Annotated in this window: 18 protein-coding genes; 9 read left to right on the top strand and 9 right to left on the bottom strand. The window is 63.8% G+C overall.

The genetic code is table 11. The features are described 5' to 3' along the window. Positions 1 to 5: 5 nt before the first annotated feature. Entirely contained in the window at positions 6 to 473 is a 468-nt protein-coding gene (locus IEW02_RS22765) for a winged helix-turn-helix transcriptional regulator (protein ID WP_229746252.1), read from the bottom strand. A gap of 168 nt (positions 474 to 641) precedes the next feature. Next, on the bottom strand, positions 642 to 1,856 hold the full coding sequence (locus IEW02_RS22760; protein ID WP_188547290.1) for an oxidoreductase: 1,215 nt from the start codon (positions 1,854 to 1,856) through the stop codon (positions 642 to 644). 259 nt (positions 1,857 to 2,115) lie between these two features. On the opposite strand from IEW02_RS22760, the gene IEW02_RS22755 reads away from it, so the two are divergent. Then, positions 2,116 to 2,547 (top strand): hypothetical protein, encoded by a 432-nt coding sequence (locus IEW02_RS22755; RefSeq protein WP_188547288.1) that lies wholly within the window; start codon positions 2,116 to 2,118, stop codon positions 2,545 to 2,547. Between the two features lie 569 nt (positions 2,548 to 3,116). Here IEW02_RS22755 and IEW02_RS22750 read toward each other — a convergent pair. Both IEW02_RS22750 and IEW02_RS22745 read right to left on the bottom strand, forming a co-directional pair. Continuing rightward, positions 3,117 to 4,112, bottom strand: coding sequence for a PDR/VanB family oxidoreductase (locus IEW02_RS22750; protein WP_188547286.1), 996 nt, complete (start codon positions 4,110 to 4,112; stop codon positions 3,117 to 3,119). 22 nt (positions 4,113 to 4,134) lie between these two features. Next, the gene (locus IEW02_RS22745; RefSeq protein WP_188547284.1) at positions 4,135 to 5,367 is read right to left on the bottom strand and encodes a cytochrome P450; all 1,233 of its coding nucleotides are present in this window, start codon (positions 5,365 to 5,367) and stop codon (positions 4,135 to 4,137) included. Between the two features lie 240 nt (positions 5,368 to 5,607). On the opposite strand from IEW02_RS22745, the gene IEW02_RS22740 reads away from it, so the two are divergent. From IEW02_RS22740 to IEW02_RS22730, 3 genes are all read left to right on the top strand, one after another. Continuing rightward, positions 5,608 to 6,630 carry a LacI family DNA-binding transcriptional regulator gene (locus IEW02_RS22740; protein ID WP_188547282.1) on the top strand — a complete coding sequence of 341 codons (1,023 nt, stop codon included), beginning with the start codon at positions 5,608 to 5,610 and terminating at the stop codon, positions 6,628 to 6,630. 148 nt (positions 6,631 to 6,778) lie between these two features. Then, complete coding sequence (locus IEW02_RS22735) at positions 6,779 to 7,762, top strand: aldo/keto reductase (RefSeq protein ID WP_188547280.1); 984 nt, start codon at positions 6,779 to 6,781, stop codon at positions 7,760 to 7,762. A gap of 13 nt (positions 7,763 to 7,775) precedes the next feature. Beyond that, entirely contained in the window at positions 7,776 to 8,597 is an 822-nt protein-coding gene (locus IEW02_RS22730) for a creatininase family protein (RefSeq protein ID WP_229746251.1), read from the top strand. Here IEW02_RS22730 and IEW02_RS22725 read toward each other — a convergent pair. Next, positions 8,594 to 9,607: a LacI family DNA-binding transcriptional regulator gene (locus IEW02_RS22725; protein ID WP_229746250.1), complete on the bottom strand. Its 1,014-nt coding sequence runs from the start codon at positions 9,605 to 9,607 to the stop codon at positions 8,594 to 8,596. The two genes, IEW02_RS22730 and IEW02_RS22725, sit on opposite strands and share 4 nt — an antisense overlap. Positions 9,608 to 9,900: 293 nt before the next feature. On the opposite strand from IEW02_RS22725, the gene IEW02_RS22720 reads away from it, so the two are divergent. From IEW02_RS22720 to IEW02_RS22705, 4 genes are all read left to right on the top strand, one after another. Continuing rightward, entirely contained in the window at positions 9,901 to 10,908 is a 1,008-nt protein-coding gene (locus tag IEW02_RS22720; RefSeq protein WP_188547275.1) for a substrate-binding domain-containing protein, read from the top strand. A 23-nt stretch (positions 10,909 to 10,931) separates the two neighbouring features. Continuing rightward, on the top strand, positions 10,932 to 11,228 hold the full coding sequence (locus IEW02_RS22715) for a GntR family transcriptional regulator (RefSeq protein WP_188547273.1): 297 nt from the start codon (positions 10,932 to 10,934) through the stop codon (positions 11,226 to 11,228). Positions 11,229 to 11,358: 130 nt separating this feature from the next. Beyond that, positions 11,359 to 12,555: a Gfo/Idh/MocA family protein gene (locus IEW02_RS22710; protein ID WP_188547271.1), complete on the top strand. Its 1,197-nt coding sequence runs from the start codon at positions 11,359 to 11,361 to the stop codon at positions 12,553 to 12,555. A 171-nt stretch (positions 12,556 to 12,726) separates the two neighbouring features. Then, the gene (locus tag IEW02_RS22705) at positions 12,727 to 12,933 is read left to right on the top strand and encodes a hypothetical protein (RefSeq protein ID WP_188547269.1); all 207 of its coding nucleotides are present in this window, start codon (positions 12,727 to 12,729) and stop codon (positions 12,931 to 12,933) included. Positions 12,934 to 13,152: 219 nt separating this feature from the next. Here the strand turns inward: IEW02_RS22705 and IEW02_RS22700 are convergent, their stop codons facing one another. The 4 genes from IEW02_RS22700 to IEW02_RS22685 form a co-directional block, all read right to left on the bottom strand. Next, positions 13,153 to 13,317, bottom strand: a complete 165-nt coding sequence (locus tag IEW02_RS22700; RefSeq protein WP_188547267.1) for a hypothetical protein — start codon at positions 13,315 to 13,317, stop codon at positions 13,153 to 13,155. Further along, entirely contained in the window at positions 13,314 to 13,643 is a 330-nt protein-coding gene (locus IEW02_RS22695) for a hypothetical protein (RefSeq protein WP_188547265.1), read from the bottom strand. The genes IEW02_RS22700 and IEW02_RS22695 overlap by 4 nt, the downstream gene beginning before the upstream one ends. A 450-nt stretch (positions 13,644 to 14,093) precedes the next feature. Continuing rightward, positions 14,094 to 14,276: a hypothetical protein gene (locus IEW02_RS22690; protein WP_188547264.1), complete on the bottom strand. Its 183-nt coding sequence runs from the start codon at positions 14,274 to 14,276 to the stop codon at positions 14,094 to 14,096. 362 nt (positions 14,277 to 14,638) lie between these two features. Further along, complete coding sequence (locus tag IEW02_RS22685; RefSeq protein ID WP_188547262.1) at positions 14,639 to 16,171, bottom strand: AMP-binding protein; 1,533 nt, start codon at positions 16,169 to 16,171, stop codon at positions 14,639 to 14,641. A gap of 69 nt (positions 16,172 to 16,240) precedes the next feature. Between IEW02_RS22685 and IEW02_RS22680 the strand changes: the two genes are divergently transcribed. Next, the gene (locus IEW02_RS22680) at positions 16,241 to 17,017 is read left to right on the top strand and encodes a helix-turn-helix transcriptional regulator (RefSeq protein ID WP_188547260.1); all 777 of its coding nucleotides are present in this window, start codon (positions 16,241 to 16,243) and stop codon (positions 17,015 to 17,017) included. Positions 17,018 to 17,308: the final 291 nt, after the last annotated feature.

The raw sequence follows: 17,308 nt of genomic DNA, 5'->3' as shown, positions 1-17,308 counted from the left end.
CCACATCAGTAGTGAACATCGAAGGCTTGACGAGCCCGCCTGATGTCGTCCGAATGGCGGAAACCCCAGTCGACGAGCGCCATGATCAGGTCGGAGAGTTCTCGACCCAACGGTGTCAGAGCGTATTCGACGTGCCTACGAACGTCAGCGACGACGGTACGCGTGAGCATGCCGTCGCGTTCGAGCAAGCGCAGGTTGTGGGTCAGCATCTTCTGTGACACCGGGTGCGTGGGATCCAGCGTGTCGAGCAGACGCCGCATTGCGGACGGACGCAGCGGGCCGGCACGAGAGATGACGAGAACCCAATTGCGCCAATAGTTTCCAACGTGTCCGACCACCCCGACTACTGGGGCGGAACGGTCCCGGTCGAACTCGGTCAACAGAGAGGCCAAGTGTCTGAACAACTCGTCCGAGTCCCCCGCAGAGTCGACTCCGCGAAGAATATGGGTGATGTCGTCCATGATGAGATTCACTGCAGACGTACTGTCGGAAGCGCCCTCAGCCTCCACGAAGCAACCCACTTCCCTCAATCGATTCCTGTTCCACGAACAGCACTCGCGGGGCACGCTATCTCGGCGGCAGCGCCGTCGTGACCAGTTTCCGTTCAACTCGTGCAGTTCCCGGCGCCAGGGACCGACGGTCTAGTCGATTTTTCGCGATTGATCGACTAGTTGCCCCTCGTGTGAGTAGCTTTCGTACGCCTCGGCAAGGTCACGGTACTTCCGAAAGTCGCGCATTCCACCGAAGTCACCTCGGCGTACCCGATCGACGAAGTCCGGGTTCGAGATTTGCGCGCGACCGACGCCGATCATGTCGAAGTCCCCCGCGTCGAGGCCGGCCCGCACTCGCAAGATATCTTCCTCGACCTGAAGAAGTGGATCCTTGTTGTCGAAGACATCGCTTGCCAAGTCGGTCGAGAGCCCCACGCTGCCGATGGTGATAACCGGCAGGTCGGTCATGCTCTTGGCCCACGCCGCCACACTCCTCCGCTGGTCCAAGTCGGGCCACCCTGGTGCTTCGAAGCGTCGCGCCGATACGTGAAAGACGTTCGCTCCGGCGCCTTCCATCCGCTCCAGGAACGGGCCGAGATCGTCCGGGGTCTGCGCAATTCGAGCACCGTAGTCCACCTCCTTCCACTGCGAGAATCGGACGGAGATGATGAAATCCGGGCCGGTCGCCGCGCGAATCGCCTCGATGATCTCCGCCGGGTACGCCGCTCGCTCGGCGAGGGTCCCACCACCGTATTCGTCTGTACGAACATTGGTCTCGTGCCACAAGAACAGATCCAAAAGGTAGCCGTGCGCGCAATGCAATTCGATTCCGTGCGCGCCGAGGCTCTGTGCCACGAGGGCACTGTCCACGTATGCGTTCTTGGTGTCCTGCAAGTCCTGCGTCGTCATCGCGACCCCGTTGGTTCGCCCGTCCTGGATCAAGCCCGACGGACTGAAAGCCGGATGGTCAGGATACGGATTCTCGATGCCGTCCACCACGAGCCGTAGCGCCCCGGGGTGCCAGAGCTGCATCAAGAGAACGACGTCGCCGGTCGAGAGGACCTCTCGGACCACGTGGCCCCATTCATCGGCTGTGTTACGTCCCAGGATGCTGAACGCGGGCTGCCAGTAGCCTGCGGGATGTTCCGGGGCGGCGCCCTCCGTGATGATGATTCCCGGCCCCTGCTCGGCGGTCTTTCGTAGCGTCTCGGCCATTCCGGCGGTCGGCTTGTATCCACGCGAGCCTCGTTGCATGGCAGGCAGGTAGAAGCGATTGCGAACTGATGTCGTGTTGAGCCGAAGTGGGGAGAACAGCGGATCGACGGTGGTGAGATCGACATCGTCGAGCGTCGAATGTAGTTGCATCTGAATGCCTTTCGATTACACAAGCTGGTCGCTCACGACGTTACGTCGGTCACATTCGGGTTGACAATTGGGAACCTTTTCGTTCCCGACCGTTTCACCAGGCGAGATGCAATCGCGCCACGTTCACTTTCGATGCAGTCTTCATGCGTTGTCGACATGGTTTGTGCCAACTACTTCGCATTGTCAGAACCGGGTCTGTGCAATGACAATGACCAGCGACACCACGGCATGACCCGATCTCGGAACGAGGTTCTCTGCAATGCCCCACGTGGCCATCGAGTACACCGGCAATCTGGCCGACTCCCTCGACGTGAACTCCCTCGTCGACACTCTGCATTCGGCAGCACAGAAGTTGGGCGTGTTTCCCCATTGGGGCATTCGGACGTATGCGTCCGCCATCGACCGGTACCGGATCGCCGACGACATCGCGGGCGGCGACACCGGGTACGTTCACGTCCGTGTCAAAATCGCCGGAGGGAAAGACGCTCCTACCGTGCAGCGGATTGTCGATGAGTTGCACAGCGCACTCGGTCGCGAGCTCGAGGAGGTATCGAGTCACCGACCCGTGGGATTCCAACTAGAAGTATTCGAGTTCGACCCCACGACAACGCGATCCGGGGGAAGCATCCCCGGGAGCCCCACCGCGGCGAACAACGCGCAGCAGTCGGCCCCCTCGAACGAACGCAGGTGAGGTTCGGAAAATCTGTCGCCAACCCTGCGGTTTCGGCGGCGATCTCTGCAGGAGACTTGAACAGCGGCCGCCACGATCTGGAAGGCGTTACCTGCGTTCATTATCGCGCATCCTTCTGCGCTCGGTCCTCTGCCGCTCAGACCCCGGCGGACTTCTTCGCGGCATGTGCGCGATTGTCGATCGCCTGGTACAGCTCGGGCACCGACGCATCGTGCATCTGACCGGGGGTCCAATCCCAGTGCTGCCGATCGGCTAACCGGATACATCGGGGCGATGCACTGAGACAATCTCGACGCCCACGTCCAGGTGATCGACGGCGATTTCACCGAAAACTCCGGAGTACGCGCGGCCGAGGAGGCTACGACGACAGCGTCCTCGCTAACCTCGCACATCGGTCAGCCAGAAGCCGCGCGAGAAGGCCCTCAAAGCAATCGACGCCGCAATGGAACGCCTGGATCAGGGTCGCACCGACGCGCTATCCGCCGTCCTACGGCCGCGTCTTGTTATCCGCTCCACATCGAGCCGGACGTCAAACTGACACAACTGCCCGTCGAACCTCTTTGGAGTGCTCAGACATCGAGTACGAGCAACGGCCCTTTCGCCCTCGACACACAGACCATCATGCAGTCGTTGCAGTCTTGCTCTTCGGTAGTCAGGACCGAATCACGATGATCAACAACACCTTCCAGAACAGGAGTCTCACATGTTCCGCACGTGCCCTCGCCGCAGGACGAGAGAATGTGTACCCCTGCTTCGGCAAGTGCCGCCAGGGCGGTGCCGCCGGCCGGGACCGTGATACGCCGCCCGCTTTGCGCAAGTTCGAGCTCGAACGCGGTGTCGGCCGAATCGTCGATGGCCTTGGGTGTGAACCGTTCCAGATGCAACGCCCCCGCGTTCCACGTGGCCTTGCAGATCGTCTCGATGGCACCGAGGAGCGGTTCGGGGCCACATGCGTAGATCGCGGTGCCGGGTTCCGGCGATCCGAGGACACGGGAGAGGTCGATGAGGCCGGACGTGTCCTGCGGCCACAATGTCACCGAATCTCCGAGTGCAACAAGTTCTTCGCGTAGCGCCATGGACTGTTCGGTGCGGCCTCCGTAGACGAGGGCCCAGGGGGTTCCCGATCTTATGGCTTCGCCGATCATCGCCGCGATGGGAGTGATGCCGATTCCGCCGGCGATGAACAGATAGCGGCCTGCGGGCTCGATTTCGAAATGGTTTCGCGGTCCGGCGATCGTGACCTCGTCACCGACGTGGACCGATTGGTGGATGTAGGAGGAACCGCCGCGGCCGGCAGGTGCGTTCAGCACACCGATGGTGAAGGTGGTTCGGTCGTCGGGATCACCGCACAGGGAGTACTGACGGACCAGCCCGTTGCCGAGATGAATGTCGATGTGTGCGCCGGGTCGCCACGGCGGGAGCGGTGCGCCGTCCGACGCGGCGAGGGTCAGCAGGATGACATCGTCTGCGGCAACGACGCGTTCGATCACCGTTGCTCGGATCTCTCGGTCGTCCTCTTCGAGTGTGGCGGTCGAGCTGTGGGAGGTGCTCAGTTGGTCGGTCATGAGAAGCGCAGCTTTCTGGCGGTCAGTCGAAGGTGACGGGGACTCGATCGAGGACATAGGCGTTCGGTGTGGTGACGTACCGGCGCGGCTCACCGGAGAGCGTGAAGATGCCGGTGCGCGAGGCCAGTTGCTGCAACGCCACGGTCGCCTCGAGTCGGGCCAGCGGGTTTCCGAGGCACCCGTGAAGCCCCTCGCCGAACGCGAGATGGGGCGCAGGGGTGCGGTGGATGTCGAACTGCTCGGGGTTGTCGAACTTCGTCTCGTCGACGTTCGCCGAGCCGAGAATGAGGAAAACTCTTCTACCGGCAGGGATTTCGACACCGTCGACGTCGACCGGCCGTACCGTGGTGCGAGCTGTCACTTGGAAGATGCTGCGGTAGCGCAGGGACTCTTCCACCGCTCTCGGGATCAGAGCGGGGTCGTCGTGAAGGGCCTGTTGCTGGTCGGGGTGCAGGGCGAGCTGCTCGAAGAGGGTGGATATCTGGCCTGCGGTGGTTTCGATTCCGGCAATGTACAGCGCGAACGCGAGGCCCACGGCTTCGGCTGCGGCGTCGAAATCCGCGGGCGCGAGCGGTGCACCGTCGATCTCGGCTTGGACGATTGTTGTCAGGACGTCCTGGCGCGGGGTGCGGCGACGCTCGTGCAATAGTTCGGCGAGGTAGTTGCGCAGTTCACGCGTGGACTCGCGGGCGAAGGGCGTGATTTCCGGTGAGCCGGGCTCGCGGTGCTTGATGCCGTGGGTCCACTGTACGAACTTCTCCCGGATCTCACCCTTCGGCATTCCGAGGAAGTCGAAGAAGACCTCGAACGGGATCGGCCACGCGAAACTCTCGGCTAGGTCGACCTCTCGTCGGTCTCCGAAACCGTCGATGAGCGTGTTGCACACTGCCCTGATCTGCTCGGTCAGCGCTTTGATGCTTCGGGGCATGAACGAGCGCTGGACGACGGCGCGCAGTTGGTCGTGGCGCGGATTGTCGAGGTCTGGAAGGAGCCCGGGGCCGCGCTGTTCCTGCTCGAAGTCGTCGATGTCGACGCCTTCGTAGTTGAGATACGACTCACTGTCCTTGAGTGCGACCCTCACATCGTCGAATCGGCTCAACGCATAGAAGCCCCATTTCTCGTTGAAGTAGACCGGCGCCTCGTGCCGCAGTCGGCGGTATGCCGCGAACGGGTCGGACTGGAAGTCATCGGTGAACGGGTCGTAGAGCGGGGCGTAATCCGATTCTACGTAGGGCTTTTCGATGCTTTCGGGCATGTGGAACTTCTTTCTCGGCGGCGACGTTAGCGCGCTCTAATTCCACACAGTAGAGCGCGCTAACATTGGAGTCAACTACCTCACGGTATCGATCTGGTGCGGGGGTTCACGATGTCGTAACCAACCGCTGGTCGGCTTGGCGAACCCCGACTTCCATGCCCGTCTGATGGACTGCACGCCTGTGCGGTGACCCGACCCGCGATCGCCAACGACGAGCAGGTTGTGGGATACGGTTCTGTCATGCCAGCAGGTCCGGTTCACGGCGCGCGCTCGGTGACGATGGTCGACGTCGCGCGCGAGGCCGGAGTGTCGAGGGCGCTGGTGTCGCTGGTGATGCGAGAGACCGGGTACGTCTCTCCCGAGAAACGCACCCTCGTACTCGACACCGCCCGCAGACTCGGTTACCGCCGCAACGCACTTGCCGCGAACCTCGCCTCGAAAACCACGAACTCGATCGGCCTGGCAATCTTCGACCTACACAATCAGGTCTACGCCGACTTCGCAGACGGGGTCCTGGACGTGATCGGGCCGACGAGGTATCAGCTCCTGCTCTCCACGAGCACTCAGGACGAGTCGAGCCTTGCCGCCGGCATCGAAACGTTGGTGGGGCTGCGCCCGGACGGAATCCTGCTGGCCACCCACGTTCCCGAACACCTGGATCTGTCGGCCATCCTCGCCGGCACGCCGACCGTCATGATCGGCGAGGATCCACTCGTCGAACTCGGTGACGCCGTCCACGGCGAGGACGAGGCGGGTGCGTTCGCTGCAACGGACCATCTGATCAAGCAGGGACATCGCGACATCGTCTACGTCGAGGGGCCCTCGACTCTGCAGAATCACGCCCGGCGTGCCGGGTACAGCGCCGCGGTCGAGAGAGCCTCGCTTCGCGAGCGTGTGGTGTCAGGGGACGCGACCGAGGACGGCGGACAGCGCGCACTGCTGGGTCTGCGACGGTCGAATTCCCTTCCCACTGCGGTGTTCTGCTACAACGACTCCACTGCTGTCGGCGTGCTCATCGGCGCCCGCCGGGAGCGCCTCTCTGTGCCGCAGGACCTCGCCGTCGTCGGGTACGACAACACCCGAGCCGCGTCCTATCCGGGCGTCGACCTGACCTCCGTCGACCCGAAGGCCCGACACATGGGCGCGCAGGCCGCGGAACTTCTTCTCGGCCGCATCGAGGAGCCGTCCCTGCCGGGACGCACGAACACCCTGACTCACCAGTTGATCATCCGTGGATCCTCGGATCACCTCCGCAGCCGCTGAATCGACGACACGAATCGACTGTTCCGAATCCGCACGCCCACTGTTAGAGCGTGCTACTCTCACTTTAGTAGAGCGCGCTAACAATCTTACGAAATCAGTCTTTTATCAAACGAACTCATCACGCCCTTCGACATCATCAGGTGCAACCATGAAGTACGCCACAATCGAACTGGCCGGAAAACTGGTGAGCACGTTGGGATTCGGAGCCATGGGATTCTCCCACTGGTTCGGGACGCCCGACGAGGCCCAGGGCATCACCGCGCTGCATCACGCTCTCGACTCCGGTGTCACCTTCGTCGACACCGCCCGCGCCTACGGCCCCTCCGAAGCATTGGTCGGCAAGGCCCTTCGCGCGTGGTCCGGGGCCCCACCGATTGTTGCGACGAAGGTCGACTCCCTCGGGCCGCGGCGGCGGTGGGGTACCCCGGTCGACGTGGAGACCGTCTTCCCCCGCGGGCACATCCGGGCCAGCGCGGAACGCTCCTTGAAGGAGCTCGGCGTCGATCATCTCGACCTGCTCCAGCTTCACCTGTGGTGGCCGACCTGGGGGACCGAGGGCCACTGGTTGGACGAACTCGTCGAGCTCAAGGACGCCGGCCTCGTCGGGGGAATCGGCGTCTCGCTCCCCGATCACCGCTCCGACGTCGCACTCGGGCTCGTCACCACGGGTGCGATCGATTCCGTGCAAACGATCGTGAACATTTTCGACCCCACCGCCCTCGATGCGCTGGTGCCGCTCTGCCGCCAACACGGCGTCGCCGTGCTGGCTCGGTGCGTTCTGGACGAAGGCGGGCTGACCGGTGCCATCACCGCCACGACGCACTTCCCCGCCGGCCATTACCTCGACGGGTACTTCGACGCGACCATCCCCCGCGAGGTCTACCTCGACAAGGTCGACCGGTTACGCTCCTTCGTCCCGCAGCACGCGCCCTCGCTCGCCGCGCTGGCACTCAAGTTCGTCACGCAGGCCGAGGGAATCACGACCGCTCTGACGAGCATGCACATCCCAGAACACGCGCGGGCGAACATCGCAGCGGTCGACGGGCCCGACCTCCCGGCCGACGTCGTCGAGCTGCTGCGTACCCGGCACCGTTTCATCAAGAACTTCAACCACGCAACCCATTGGGAGTGAGACGGTGATCACGGTGAACGACACAGTGCGGTGGGAGGAACTTCTGCCCCACCAGTTCGAAACACGCCTGAGCGCCGCGCCGGTGGTGTATCTGCCGCTGGGGTTGTGCGAACCACACGGACACGCAGCAGCATTCGGCCTGGACACCGTCAAAGCGGTCTGGCTGTGCGAGCAGGCGGCGAGACGCTACGGCGGTATCGTCGCCCCGACCCAGGGGTACCAGATCCACGAAACCGGATACCACGCGCCGTGGCTCGCGGCGGTCATGGGCAAGGTGAATCCGCGCCTGGGCGGAGTTCCTCCGGATGTGTTGCTGCGCATGCTGTTGTTCCAGCTCCGCGCGTTCGCGAACGCCGGGTTTCGCACCCTCGTGCTGGTGACCGGACACCACGGCAACCAAGCCGACCTCAGGCTGGTGGCCGAGGAGTTCACCCGCACATGCCCCGTGCAGGTCGTGGCCGTCAGCGACCCCGAATTGGTTCGCGGACGCCATCACGGTGATCACGCCGGCCGCTACGAGTTGTCCCAGTTGATGTACATACGACCGGATCTGGTGGACCTCGATCGAGTGCCAGATCGCGCGACGAGCCCGCTGGGCAGATTCGCCCAGGGCGACGACGCGGCGGACGCAAGCGCAGACTACGGCCGCCGAATCCTCGAGGACAGCCTCAACGAGCTGGGGCGACGCATCCTCGCCACCGGCACGGACGAACACTCTCCTCCCCCACTGACCATTGACGCCACGGAGGAAATCTGGCTCAGAATCGTTGCGCGACAATCTCAGTGGCGCACATTATCGGACCAGGACCCAGATCTCGCGGAATCGACCCGCTAGGTGTCGACAGCGCGAGGCAAAGCGGTGGTCGACCGCACGATCAGCTGGGGTGCCACGAGTTCCGTCCGCTCATTGCCGAGGTCACGCTCGCCCGGTTCGGTCGCCCATTCTACAGCGATGCGCGCCAGCTGCGCCCCGTCCTGACGCACACTGGTCAAGTCGACCGAGGACCATCCCGCCGACTGGGTGTCGTCGTACCCGACGATCGAAACATCCTGCGGAACAACAACACCACCGTCCTTGAGCGCCAGAAGCAACCCGATTGCCAACATGTCGTTGTACGCGATCAGCGCCGTCGGCAAGCGAGGGTCGATCAGGAGCCTGGCAGCGAGCTCAGCGCCGGCTGCCTCGGTGTTGGACGCAGAGAGCACTCGCACGTGCTCGTCGAGCCCGTGCGATCGCATCGCCTCCATGTACGCCGTTCGGCGTTCGGCGTTGAGCGGAACGGACGCAGCCTCGGCGTAGGCGATATCCGTGTGGCCGAGTTCGACGAGGTGATCGACCACCGATCCGATCCCGGCGCGATCGTCGGTCCGGACCGAATACACCCCTGGCACAGTTACTTCGGATCCTATTGCCACGACTCGCTCTGCCCGTGAGGCAATCGTCGCCAACTCCACGTCCGTGATTTCCGGGCTGATCAGCAACAGCGCCTCCACCCGGTCCTGCAGCAGACTCTCTGCAGCGCGTACAGCGGGTCGGTGCGCCGTCTCGGCGCTGAGCACCAGGTCATACGTGATCGCATCCACCGCGCCATACAGGTGGGTGACCAGATCGGAATGGAACGACTGGTCGAGCGCGAACGTCACCCCGAGCAGCCGTGACCGCTCCTGCCGGAGCCTGCGCGCGGCGATGTTGGGCCGATAGCCCAAACGAGCTGCGACAGCAGCGATGTGCGCCCGAGTTTCGTCCGACACACCCGGCGTTCCACGCAACGCAACTGACGCCGACGTCGTCGACGTGCCCGCGGCGCGCGCCACGTCGGTGATCGTCACGCGAGAGGAGTCCACCGCCTCATCCTTCCCCACTGTGCACCGAAAAGCCCACTCCGCCAGTTGTTCATCATCATTCTTCGATGCTCCGGCTACATGTCTTGACATGACGCACGTCACAACCTACCGTCAACCGTAACGTTACGGTTCCTTCTTCCGGCCCAATATTGGGGCTTCGCTTCGACTCCATCGCAACCGCTTCGGAATTGTGCGATCAACGCCAGCCCTACCTAATTTCACGGCACGCGAGGCCAGACACACCTGCGTACCCATCCACCGCCGATGCGATATCCGCCTACGAAAGGCACATCATGACAAAGTCTCGAAACCACTCCCTTCGACGAGGGACCCTCGGCACCTTCGCGGCCCTGACTCTGCTGGTCACGTCCTGCTCCAGCACCGGAGGCGCAACGGATTCGGCTGGTAGCTCGATGGCCGCGGGGTCTGCCGACACCCCCAAGCTCACCATCGCGATGATCACCCACGGTGTACCCGGTAACGCGTTCTGGGACGTCGTGCAGAAGGGCGCCGAAGCGGCCGCAGCGAAGGACAACGTCGAACTGCGCTACACCTCGGATCCCCAGGCGCCCAACCAAGCCAACCTCGTGCAATCGGCCATCGACTCCAAGGTGGACGGAATCGCCGTCACGCTGGCCAAACCTGACGCGATGAAACCTGCCGTCGCTGCTGCCGAGGCGGCCGGCATTCCGGTCGTCGGACTCAACTCGGGTCTGAGTACATACAAGGAAATGGGTGTCCAACAGTACTTCGGACAGGACGAAGACATCGCCGGACAGTCGGCCGGGGAGCGCCTCGCCCAGGACGGCGCCAAGAAGGTGCTCTGCGTCGTTCACGAGCAGGGCAACGTCTCACTCGAAGCGCGCTGCGCTGGAATCGCACAGAAGATGCCGGGCGCTGTGGTGGAGTCGTTCTATGTAAACAGCCAGGACATGCCGTCCGTCGAGGCGCTCCTGACGGCCAAGCTTCAGCAGGACCCGACCTTCGACACCATCGCCACCCTCGACTCGTCGATCGGACACGTCGCCGTCCAGTCGAAGGCCGCTACCGGTGTCGACGCCAAGATCGTCACGTTCGGAATCGACGCCGAAACGGTGAAGGAAATCAGAAACGGCGACGTCGTATGGGCTAACGATCAGCAGCCATTCCTGCAGGGTTACCTCGCAGTCGATTCGCTGTGGCTCTACCTCAACAACGGCAACACCATCGGCGGCGGCGAGGCGGTACTGACCGGACCGGCGTTCATCGACGAGTCCAACATCGACGCGGTGGCCGACTACGCCGCCGCCGGCACCCGCTGACACAAACGGCTTCGACGAGTTAGATGATCGACACTCTGCAGCCATCACGTTCCCCGACCGACTCGACGGGTTGGTTCCACCGTCACCTCGAAATCCGTACCTGCACAGGAGCTCCGATCTACCACCAGATCGAAACCCAGATCCGTACGGCAATCGACGACGGCACCCTCGGGCCGGGTTGCGAGCTTCCATCGAGTACCTCTCTGGCCGGTCACCTTCGAGTCGACCGGCGAACATTGCGCATCGCCATCGATGCGCTGACGGACGCCGGGTTGATCGTCCGCACCGGTTACACACGCTGCATCGCACTGCGCTCGTAACGAACACCGACAGGTTCTCTGCGGCGCAGCAAACACTCCCTCCCGCAACACATCCGCATCTCGCCCATGAGCGGTCCCGTCACCGACTTAAGCCGTACTCAGTGGTACCGCGGCAGGAAAGAGAACCACCATGAAATCTCCACACCACCTCCGAGTCGCCCTCGTCGGAGCCGGTGCCGCAGGCCAAGCACACGCCTTCGGCTTTCGAAACGTCTCTATGGCGGCCGGGCTCGACGAAGTGACGATCGACCTCGCCGTCGTCGTCGACCCGAACCTCGACCTCGCACGAAAAACCGCAGCGCGCTATGGCTACGGCGCCGTCACCGACGACCTGGACTCCGTCCTCGCCGACCCCACCATCGACGCAATCAGTCTCGCACTCCCGAACAACCTCCACACCCGAATACTGCCTGCGGTACTTCGATCGGGTAAGCACGTGTTCGCCGAGAAGCCGATCGGCACCGGATCCGAAGAAGCAGAGGAGCTCGTCGCTCTCGCCACCGCATCAGTGGCGGTCACCGGCGTAGGCTTCTCCTTCCGCCGCCTGCCCGGCCTCGCGGCCGTCCACGACCTCGTCGGCGAAGGCCGCATCGGCGCCGTTCGCAGCTTCACAGCGTGGTACAACGCCGATTACGCGGCATTGCCCGACGCACCGTTCAGCTGGCGCTTCGCCAAGGACACCGCCGGAGCCGGTGCGTTGATCGACATTGGAACCCATGCCATCGACGCGGTGCAGTATGTGGCCGGGCCCATCCGACGAGTCCTGTCGAGCACGCTGCGCACTGCAATCACCGAACGACCGGTCCCGGGCACCGACGGTGAGACCGCCGTCGTCGACACCGACGACATCGCCTTGCTCACCGTCGAACTCGACAACGGGGCCGTCGGACAGATCCACGTCAACCGCATCGCTGCTGGTTTGCCGAACTCCCTCGGCATCGAGGTACACGGCGCCACGGGACACGCGCGATTCGACTCCATCGCGGGAGGCGAGTTCCACGTTTACACGGGCGGCACCGGCACACTGGACGGTCCGCGCCGCGTCTTCACCGGACCGCAGCATCCCTACTTCACCGATGTTGCTGCCATGCCGGGCGGCGGCGTGGGTACGGGGTATGCCGAAGCGTTCGTGGCCGAGATTCAGCACTTCGTCCGCTGCATCCTCACCGGCACGGCCATGGACACCGACTTCCCTTCCGCCTACCGAGTGATGCTCACCGTCGATGCCGCGCAACTCTCGGCAGTCAGCGGCACCGCGGTCGATGTCGACGACGTCCCCTCCCTGCGTCACCAATTACGCAGCGGCGCAACCCCCGTCCCCGCCTGACCGACACCACCACGAGGATCGACGTCTCGTGAACGCGCCCGCCACCAACCCCGACTTCTCCGGGCTGAGCCTAGGCACTGCGCCCGATTGCCGGGGCATCCCCGACGACCCACAGCAGCCCCACTGGAGTACCTTCACAGACGAATGCGTCGAGGCCGGCTCGCCAACGCCGTGGCAACTGGCATCATCTTCCCGCTGATGCTGGTGCTGCTGGACGTTTGGTTTTGTGCTGACCGGAATCCTGCGTCTAACAATGCCGTGGAAATCCGGATCACCGCAACTGGCGCAGTTGCTTTATCCGCCAGCGATATTCCCGCGGCAATCAGGCGTCTGACGCTACGGCCGTCGCAGCAGTTTCCGCACCGACCGGTCATCTGAAAACGCGAAACCACACTCGGTAATTGTCGGTGTCCAGTCGACGCAGACTGATCCACCGAGTCCGATGCTCGGCGTCGAGCTGAGGTCCGCAGCTCCGCCGAAGCGGGCCGTCGAACGTACGTGGTACCACGTGAGTCCTAGAAGAAGAGACCCTCGATCGCTGACAGGTGCGCCCACCGTGGCGATTCCGACCTGACGTGCGAGTAGGTGCGACCGAGTTCAGGGTTGCTGAGCGGGCGGTGTCGTCGGACGCCCGGCTGCAGCGTCGCGGATCCACTGCGGAACCTCGAGACCATCGCGCTCGTACAACGCAACGGACGCACGCGCGGCGGCCCTCGCCACCTGCGGCCGCGCGGGGCTCTTCCTGTTCTCGGTCGTGGTCACGGCTGATCCTCCTGCTCGCTCTGGTTGTCAGTGTCCTCGGTTTGCGGCGGTGACGCCAGTGCTCGCCACAGCGCGCGGGTGGCGACGGCGCGCAGGACATCGCGTTCGGTCGCGGTGATGAGCGGCGAGTCGGTCACCGGGGTGTAGATGTCCCAGCCCAGCGCGGCTTCCGCTTCGTCGTCACTGGTGGTGCGCTCGAGGCACCACGTTATTCGTTGCCAGGCTTGGGCGCGCTTATCGGCGACAGTGCGCTGCCGGACTGTGAGAGCGACTCCGACGACAGCGAGGACGCCGACGATCAGTGTCACCCATGCTTGTGCAGGCATCAGAGATGTCCCTTCGTTGTTGCGAGCCGACGCGCTGCGAGGCCGAACGGTGTGCACCGAACCCCTCCGGCGGGCAAAGCGCCGCAGTAGGTCGAGATCGACGACTTGTCTCTGTGTCGGCGTGCACACTGTAGGTGCGAGCACCGACACGACGGACCCCGCAGGGCGACACTGGCGCCTCCATAAAGCCCCGATTGCCTGGTCAACACTTACTCAACACTTTGAGCCGAATCCGAGCGGACTCAGGTGAATCCACCTGAAACTGTGAGTGCACATAACACCTGTTCAGGCACACTTTCCTGAACATCTACGAACCCCCGCGACCGACGGATTCTAAGACACTGGGTCCGGGGTTCGAGGCCCTGTGGGCGCACTGCAAAAAGCCCGTCACCAGCAAGTATGCAGATGACGGGCTTTTTCGTCGCCGTGATTTCGGCGGCACGTCAACACTCAGTCGACATTCTGGTCGATTTCGGGGGTTGAAGTGTTCACCTGTACCGGTCCGAGCATATTGAGCAGCAGGGTCAGATCCGGCGCGCTGTTCATCCGCTGGATGTAGTCAGCCTCCGTCACTCGTAAGTTGAAGTGGCCGAGCTGCGTTTGGGCCGTTTCGACGCCGTTCTGCTCCTTCACCAGAGTGGCATTCGCGTCTCGGAAGGTGAGGCGTCACCCATTCGTACTTCTCTCATCGCGCCGCCCTCTACGATCTCCTCATATTCGGCGGCGACAGCCCGTTGCCGGTAAGTGTCACGGAGATTGCGTCGTGCACGTTGTCGATGATCGGTCCCTGCCCCGGTGTGCACCAAGCGTCGACCCCGATTCGTATTGTCCCCCTGTCGATCAGCGAGAAGTATGCTGCGGGCGCCGACGCGCCGTGGCAGCGAGGTCGACTCGCACACATCGGCCGATCTGTTCGACCGCCTCCAGCCGCGGCGTGCCCGTCAGGCCGCCCGAAGAACTCCGAAGCCGAGCCCGGGCCGCCGCCGAAGTCGCGGCTAACGGCTTCGGCGCAGCAGGAAGCGCTGCATCTTGCCGCTGGGCGTCTTGGGCAGCCCGTCGACGAAGTGCACCGTGCGTGGGTAGGCGTGAGCGGCGAAGTTGGTCTTCACCAGCTGCTGCAGTTCGGACTCCAGCGCGGGTGTTCCCAAGACACCCTCCGCGAGAACGACGTACGCCTCGACTACCTCGCCGCGAATGTCGTCGGGTTGACCCACCACCGCGACGTCCATGACCGAGGGGTGTTCCACCAGAACACTTTCGACGTCGAACGGTCCGATGCGGTACCCGGCCATGATGATCACGTCGTCGTTACGCGCAGAGAAGAAGAACGAGCCGTTCTCGATGCGGCCGGCGTCACCCGTCAAGTACCAGGACCCGTCCTCGGTGAACCGTTCGGCGGTCTTCTCGGGGGCATCGACGTATCCGGTGAACCACATCAACGGGCTGCCCGCCACCTCCAAGCCGATCTGATCCTCGACGACTCCGGCGGTGAAGCCCGGCAACGGCTTTCCCATCGAACCCGGGATCAGCGGCTCACGCACCGCGTCGTGCCAGGCGTTGACGATGACCATGCCGAGTTCGGTCTGGCCGTAGTGGTCACGCACCGACACGCCGAGCGCGGAATCCGACCACACCAGGACGTCTGGCGTCAGCGGCTCCCCCGCCGACGATGCGCGTCGCAGCCGGATGCCGCCGAAAGACGGGTCCTTGCTCAGGCTCCGGTACACAGTCGGTGCCGCAGCGAAGTTGGTCACGTCGAACTTCTGCATGACCGCCATGGTGACAGCGGGCGTGAACCCGGCGTGCAGCATGAGGCTGCGGCGACCCATGGCCATCGGTCCGAGAATGGCGTAATAGAGCCCGTAGGCCCAGCCGGGATCAGCCGCGTTCCAGAACACGTCGTCCTCGGACACGTCGAGTCCGTAGGTCATGTAGGCGACGAACGACGCCAGTGCTGACACCGGCACCGGGACGCCCTTCGGCTTTCCCGTCGTACCGCTGGTGAACAGCTGGATCATCAGCCCGTCGCCGCCCACGGCCACCGAGGTCACCAACGGCTCGTGCTCACGGATCAGCGCGTCGAAGCCCTCCCCCGTCTCTAGCACCGTGATGCCCTCGATCGCGTCGAGCTTCTCGCGCTGGTCCGTCTCGGTGATGACGAAGCGCGCGTGCGCGGCCTCGACGCGCATCGCGATCGCCGGAGTCGCGAAAGCCGTGAACAGAGGGACATGCACCGCGCCGAGGCGCCACAGACCAAGGAGGGCGACCACCAGCTCGAGCCGCTTGCTCATCAGCACTCCGATACGGTCACCGCGAGCGACACCCATCTCGGCGAGGCCCGTCGCGAAACGTGCAGACAGGTCGTGCAACTCGCCGTAGGTGAGATCTCGCGAGGTCAGATCGCCCTCGATGAAGGTGAACGCGATCGCAGCGGGATCATGGTCGTCGCACAGCAGGGAGGCGAGGTCGGCGTCAGCAGATCCGTACGTGGACAGGAGCCGTGCGACATCGTCGGTCAGGGTCGTCATGGTTAAGGAGTGTGGCGCGGAACACTCGCCGCCCGATACCCTCCGAAGAGGGTAGAAAGACGGAGACTCATGATCGACACTCATTTCGACGCAGCCGTGGACCGGGTACGTGCAGGCTCGGGCGTGGCGCTTGCGTTCGGCGGAATCATGACCGCGGGTCAGCGCCTGACGCTGCGCCATTTCGCGGGCTACTCCGTCGGTGCGCTCGACGGAGTCGAACTCGAAGCCGGCCATGGTCTCGGCGGCAAGGTCCTACAGATCAATCGCACTGTCGCGCTCGACGACTACATGCGGACGCCGAAGATCAGCCACCGGTACGACGCGATCATCGGCGCCGAGGGGCTTCGCGCCATGATCGCGACCCCGGTCGTCGTCGGGCGGACGGCCGTCGGTGTGCTCTACGGCGCGATGCACACGGCCGGGCACATCGGTGATCGCGTACTCGATGTGCTGAGCGTCGAAGCGGGAGTTCTGGGCCAGGACCTCGCGGTCGACGAGGCGCGGCGCGACGCCGACCGTCTGCGCGAGGACCTACGCCAGACGTACACCCGGCTCCGGGCAGCCGCTACGCGGGTCGATGCCCCGGAAGTCTCGTCCGTACTCGACTCGATGCGAGCCTTCCTCGAACCCGCTGTAGCAACGACCGCCGCTCCACACGTCACCCCGCGCGAACGTGACGTGCTGTCTCTGGTGGCGCTGGGCCGATCCAACATCGCGATCGCCGAGGAACTCGGCCTCACTGTGTCCACAGTCAAGAGCTACATGAAATCGATCATGGCCAAGCTCGACGCCGCGACGAGATACGAAGCAGCGCATGCTGCTCGGCGAGCGGGTCTGGTGCCCTGAATCGATGCGCAACTCGCCCGGCCTAGTTGTGATGTCGAGCGAGTGGGCAGTCCGGTGATTCCTGGTGGGCCGCCGGTATAGGAGTCGGTTCGGACGCGACCGTAGAGGTGTGGCCGACCCGGACTACTCCATCGAACCCTTCGGACGAGTTGATAATTGCGGCGATGTGCAGTTCCCGCTGCCCGGAGCCAGTTCCCGGACCGCAGCCGACTTGTCCGTGTCGACGAAGTTCGCGGAGGCTTCTGCCAGCAGTTGATCGTGGCGGGTCTCAAGAGAACTCATCAATGTGCC

The organism is Rhodococcoides trifolii, assembly GCF_014635345.1.
Classification (GTDB): domain Bacteria; phylum Actinomycetota; class Actinomycetes; order Mycobacteriales; family Mycobacteriaceae; genus Rhodococcoides; species Rhodococcoides trifolii.
The sequence above is the reverse complement of the archived record's forward strand: the minus strand, read 5'-3'. Positions and strand labels throughout refer to the sequence as shown.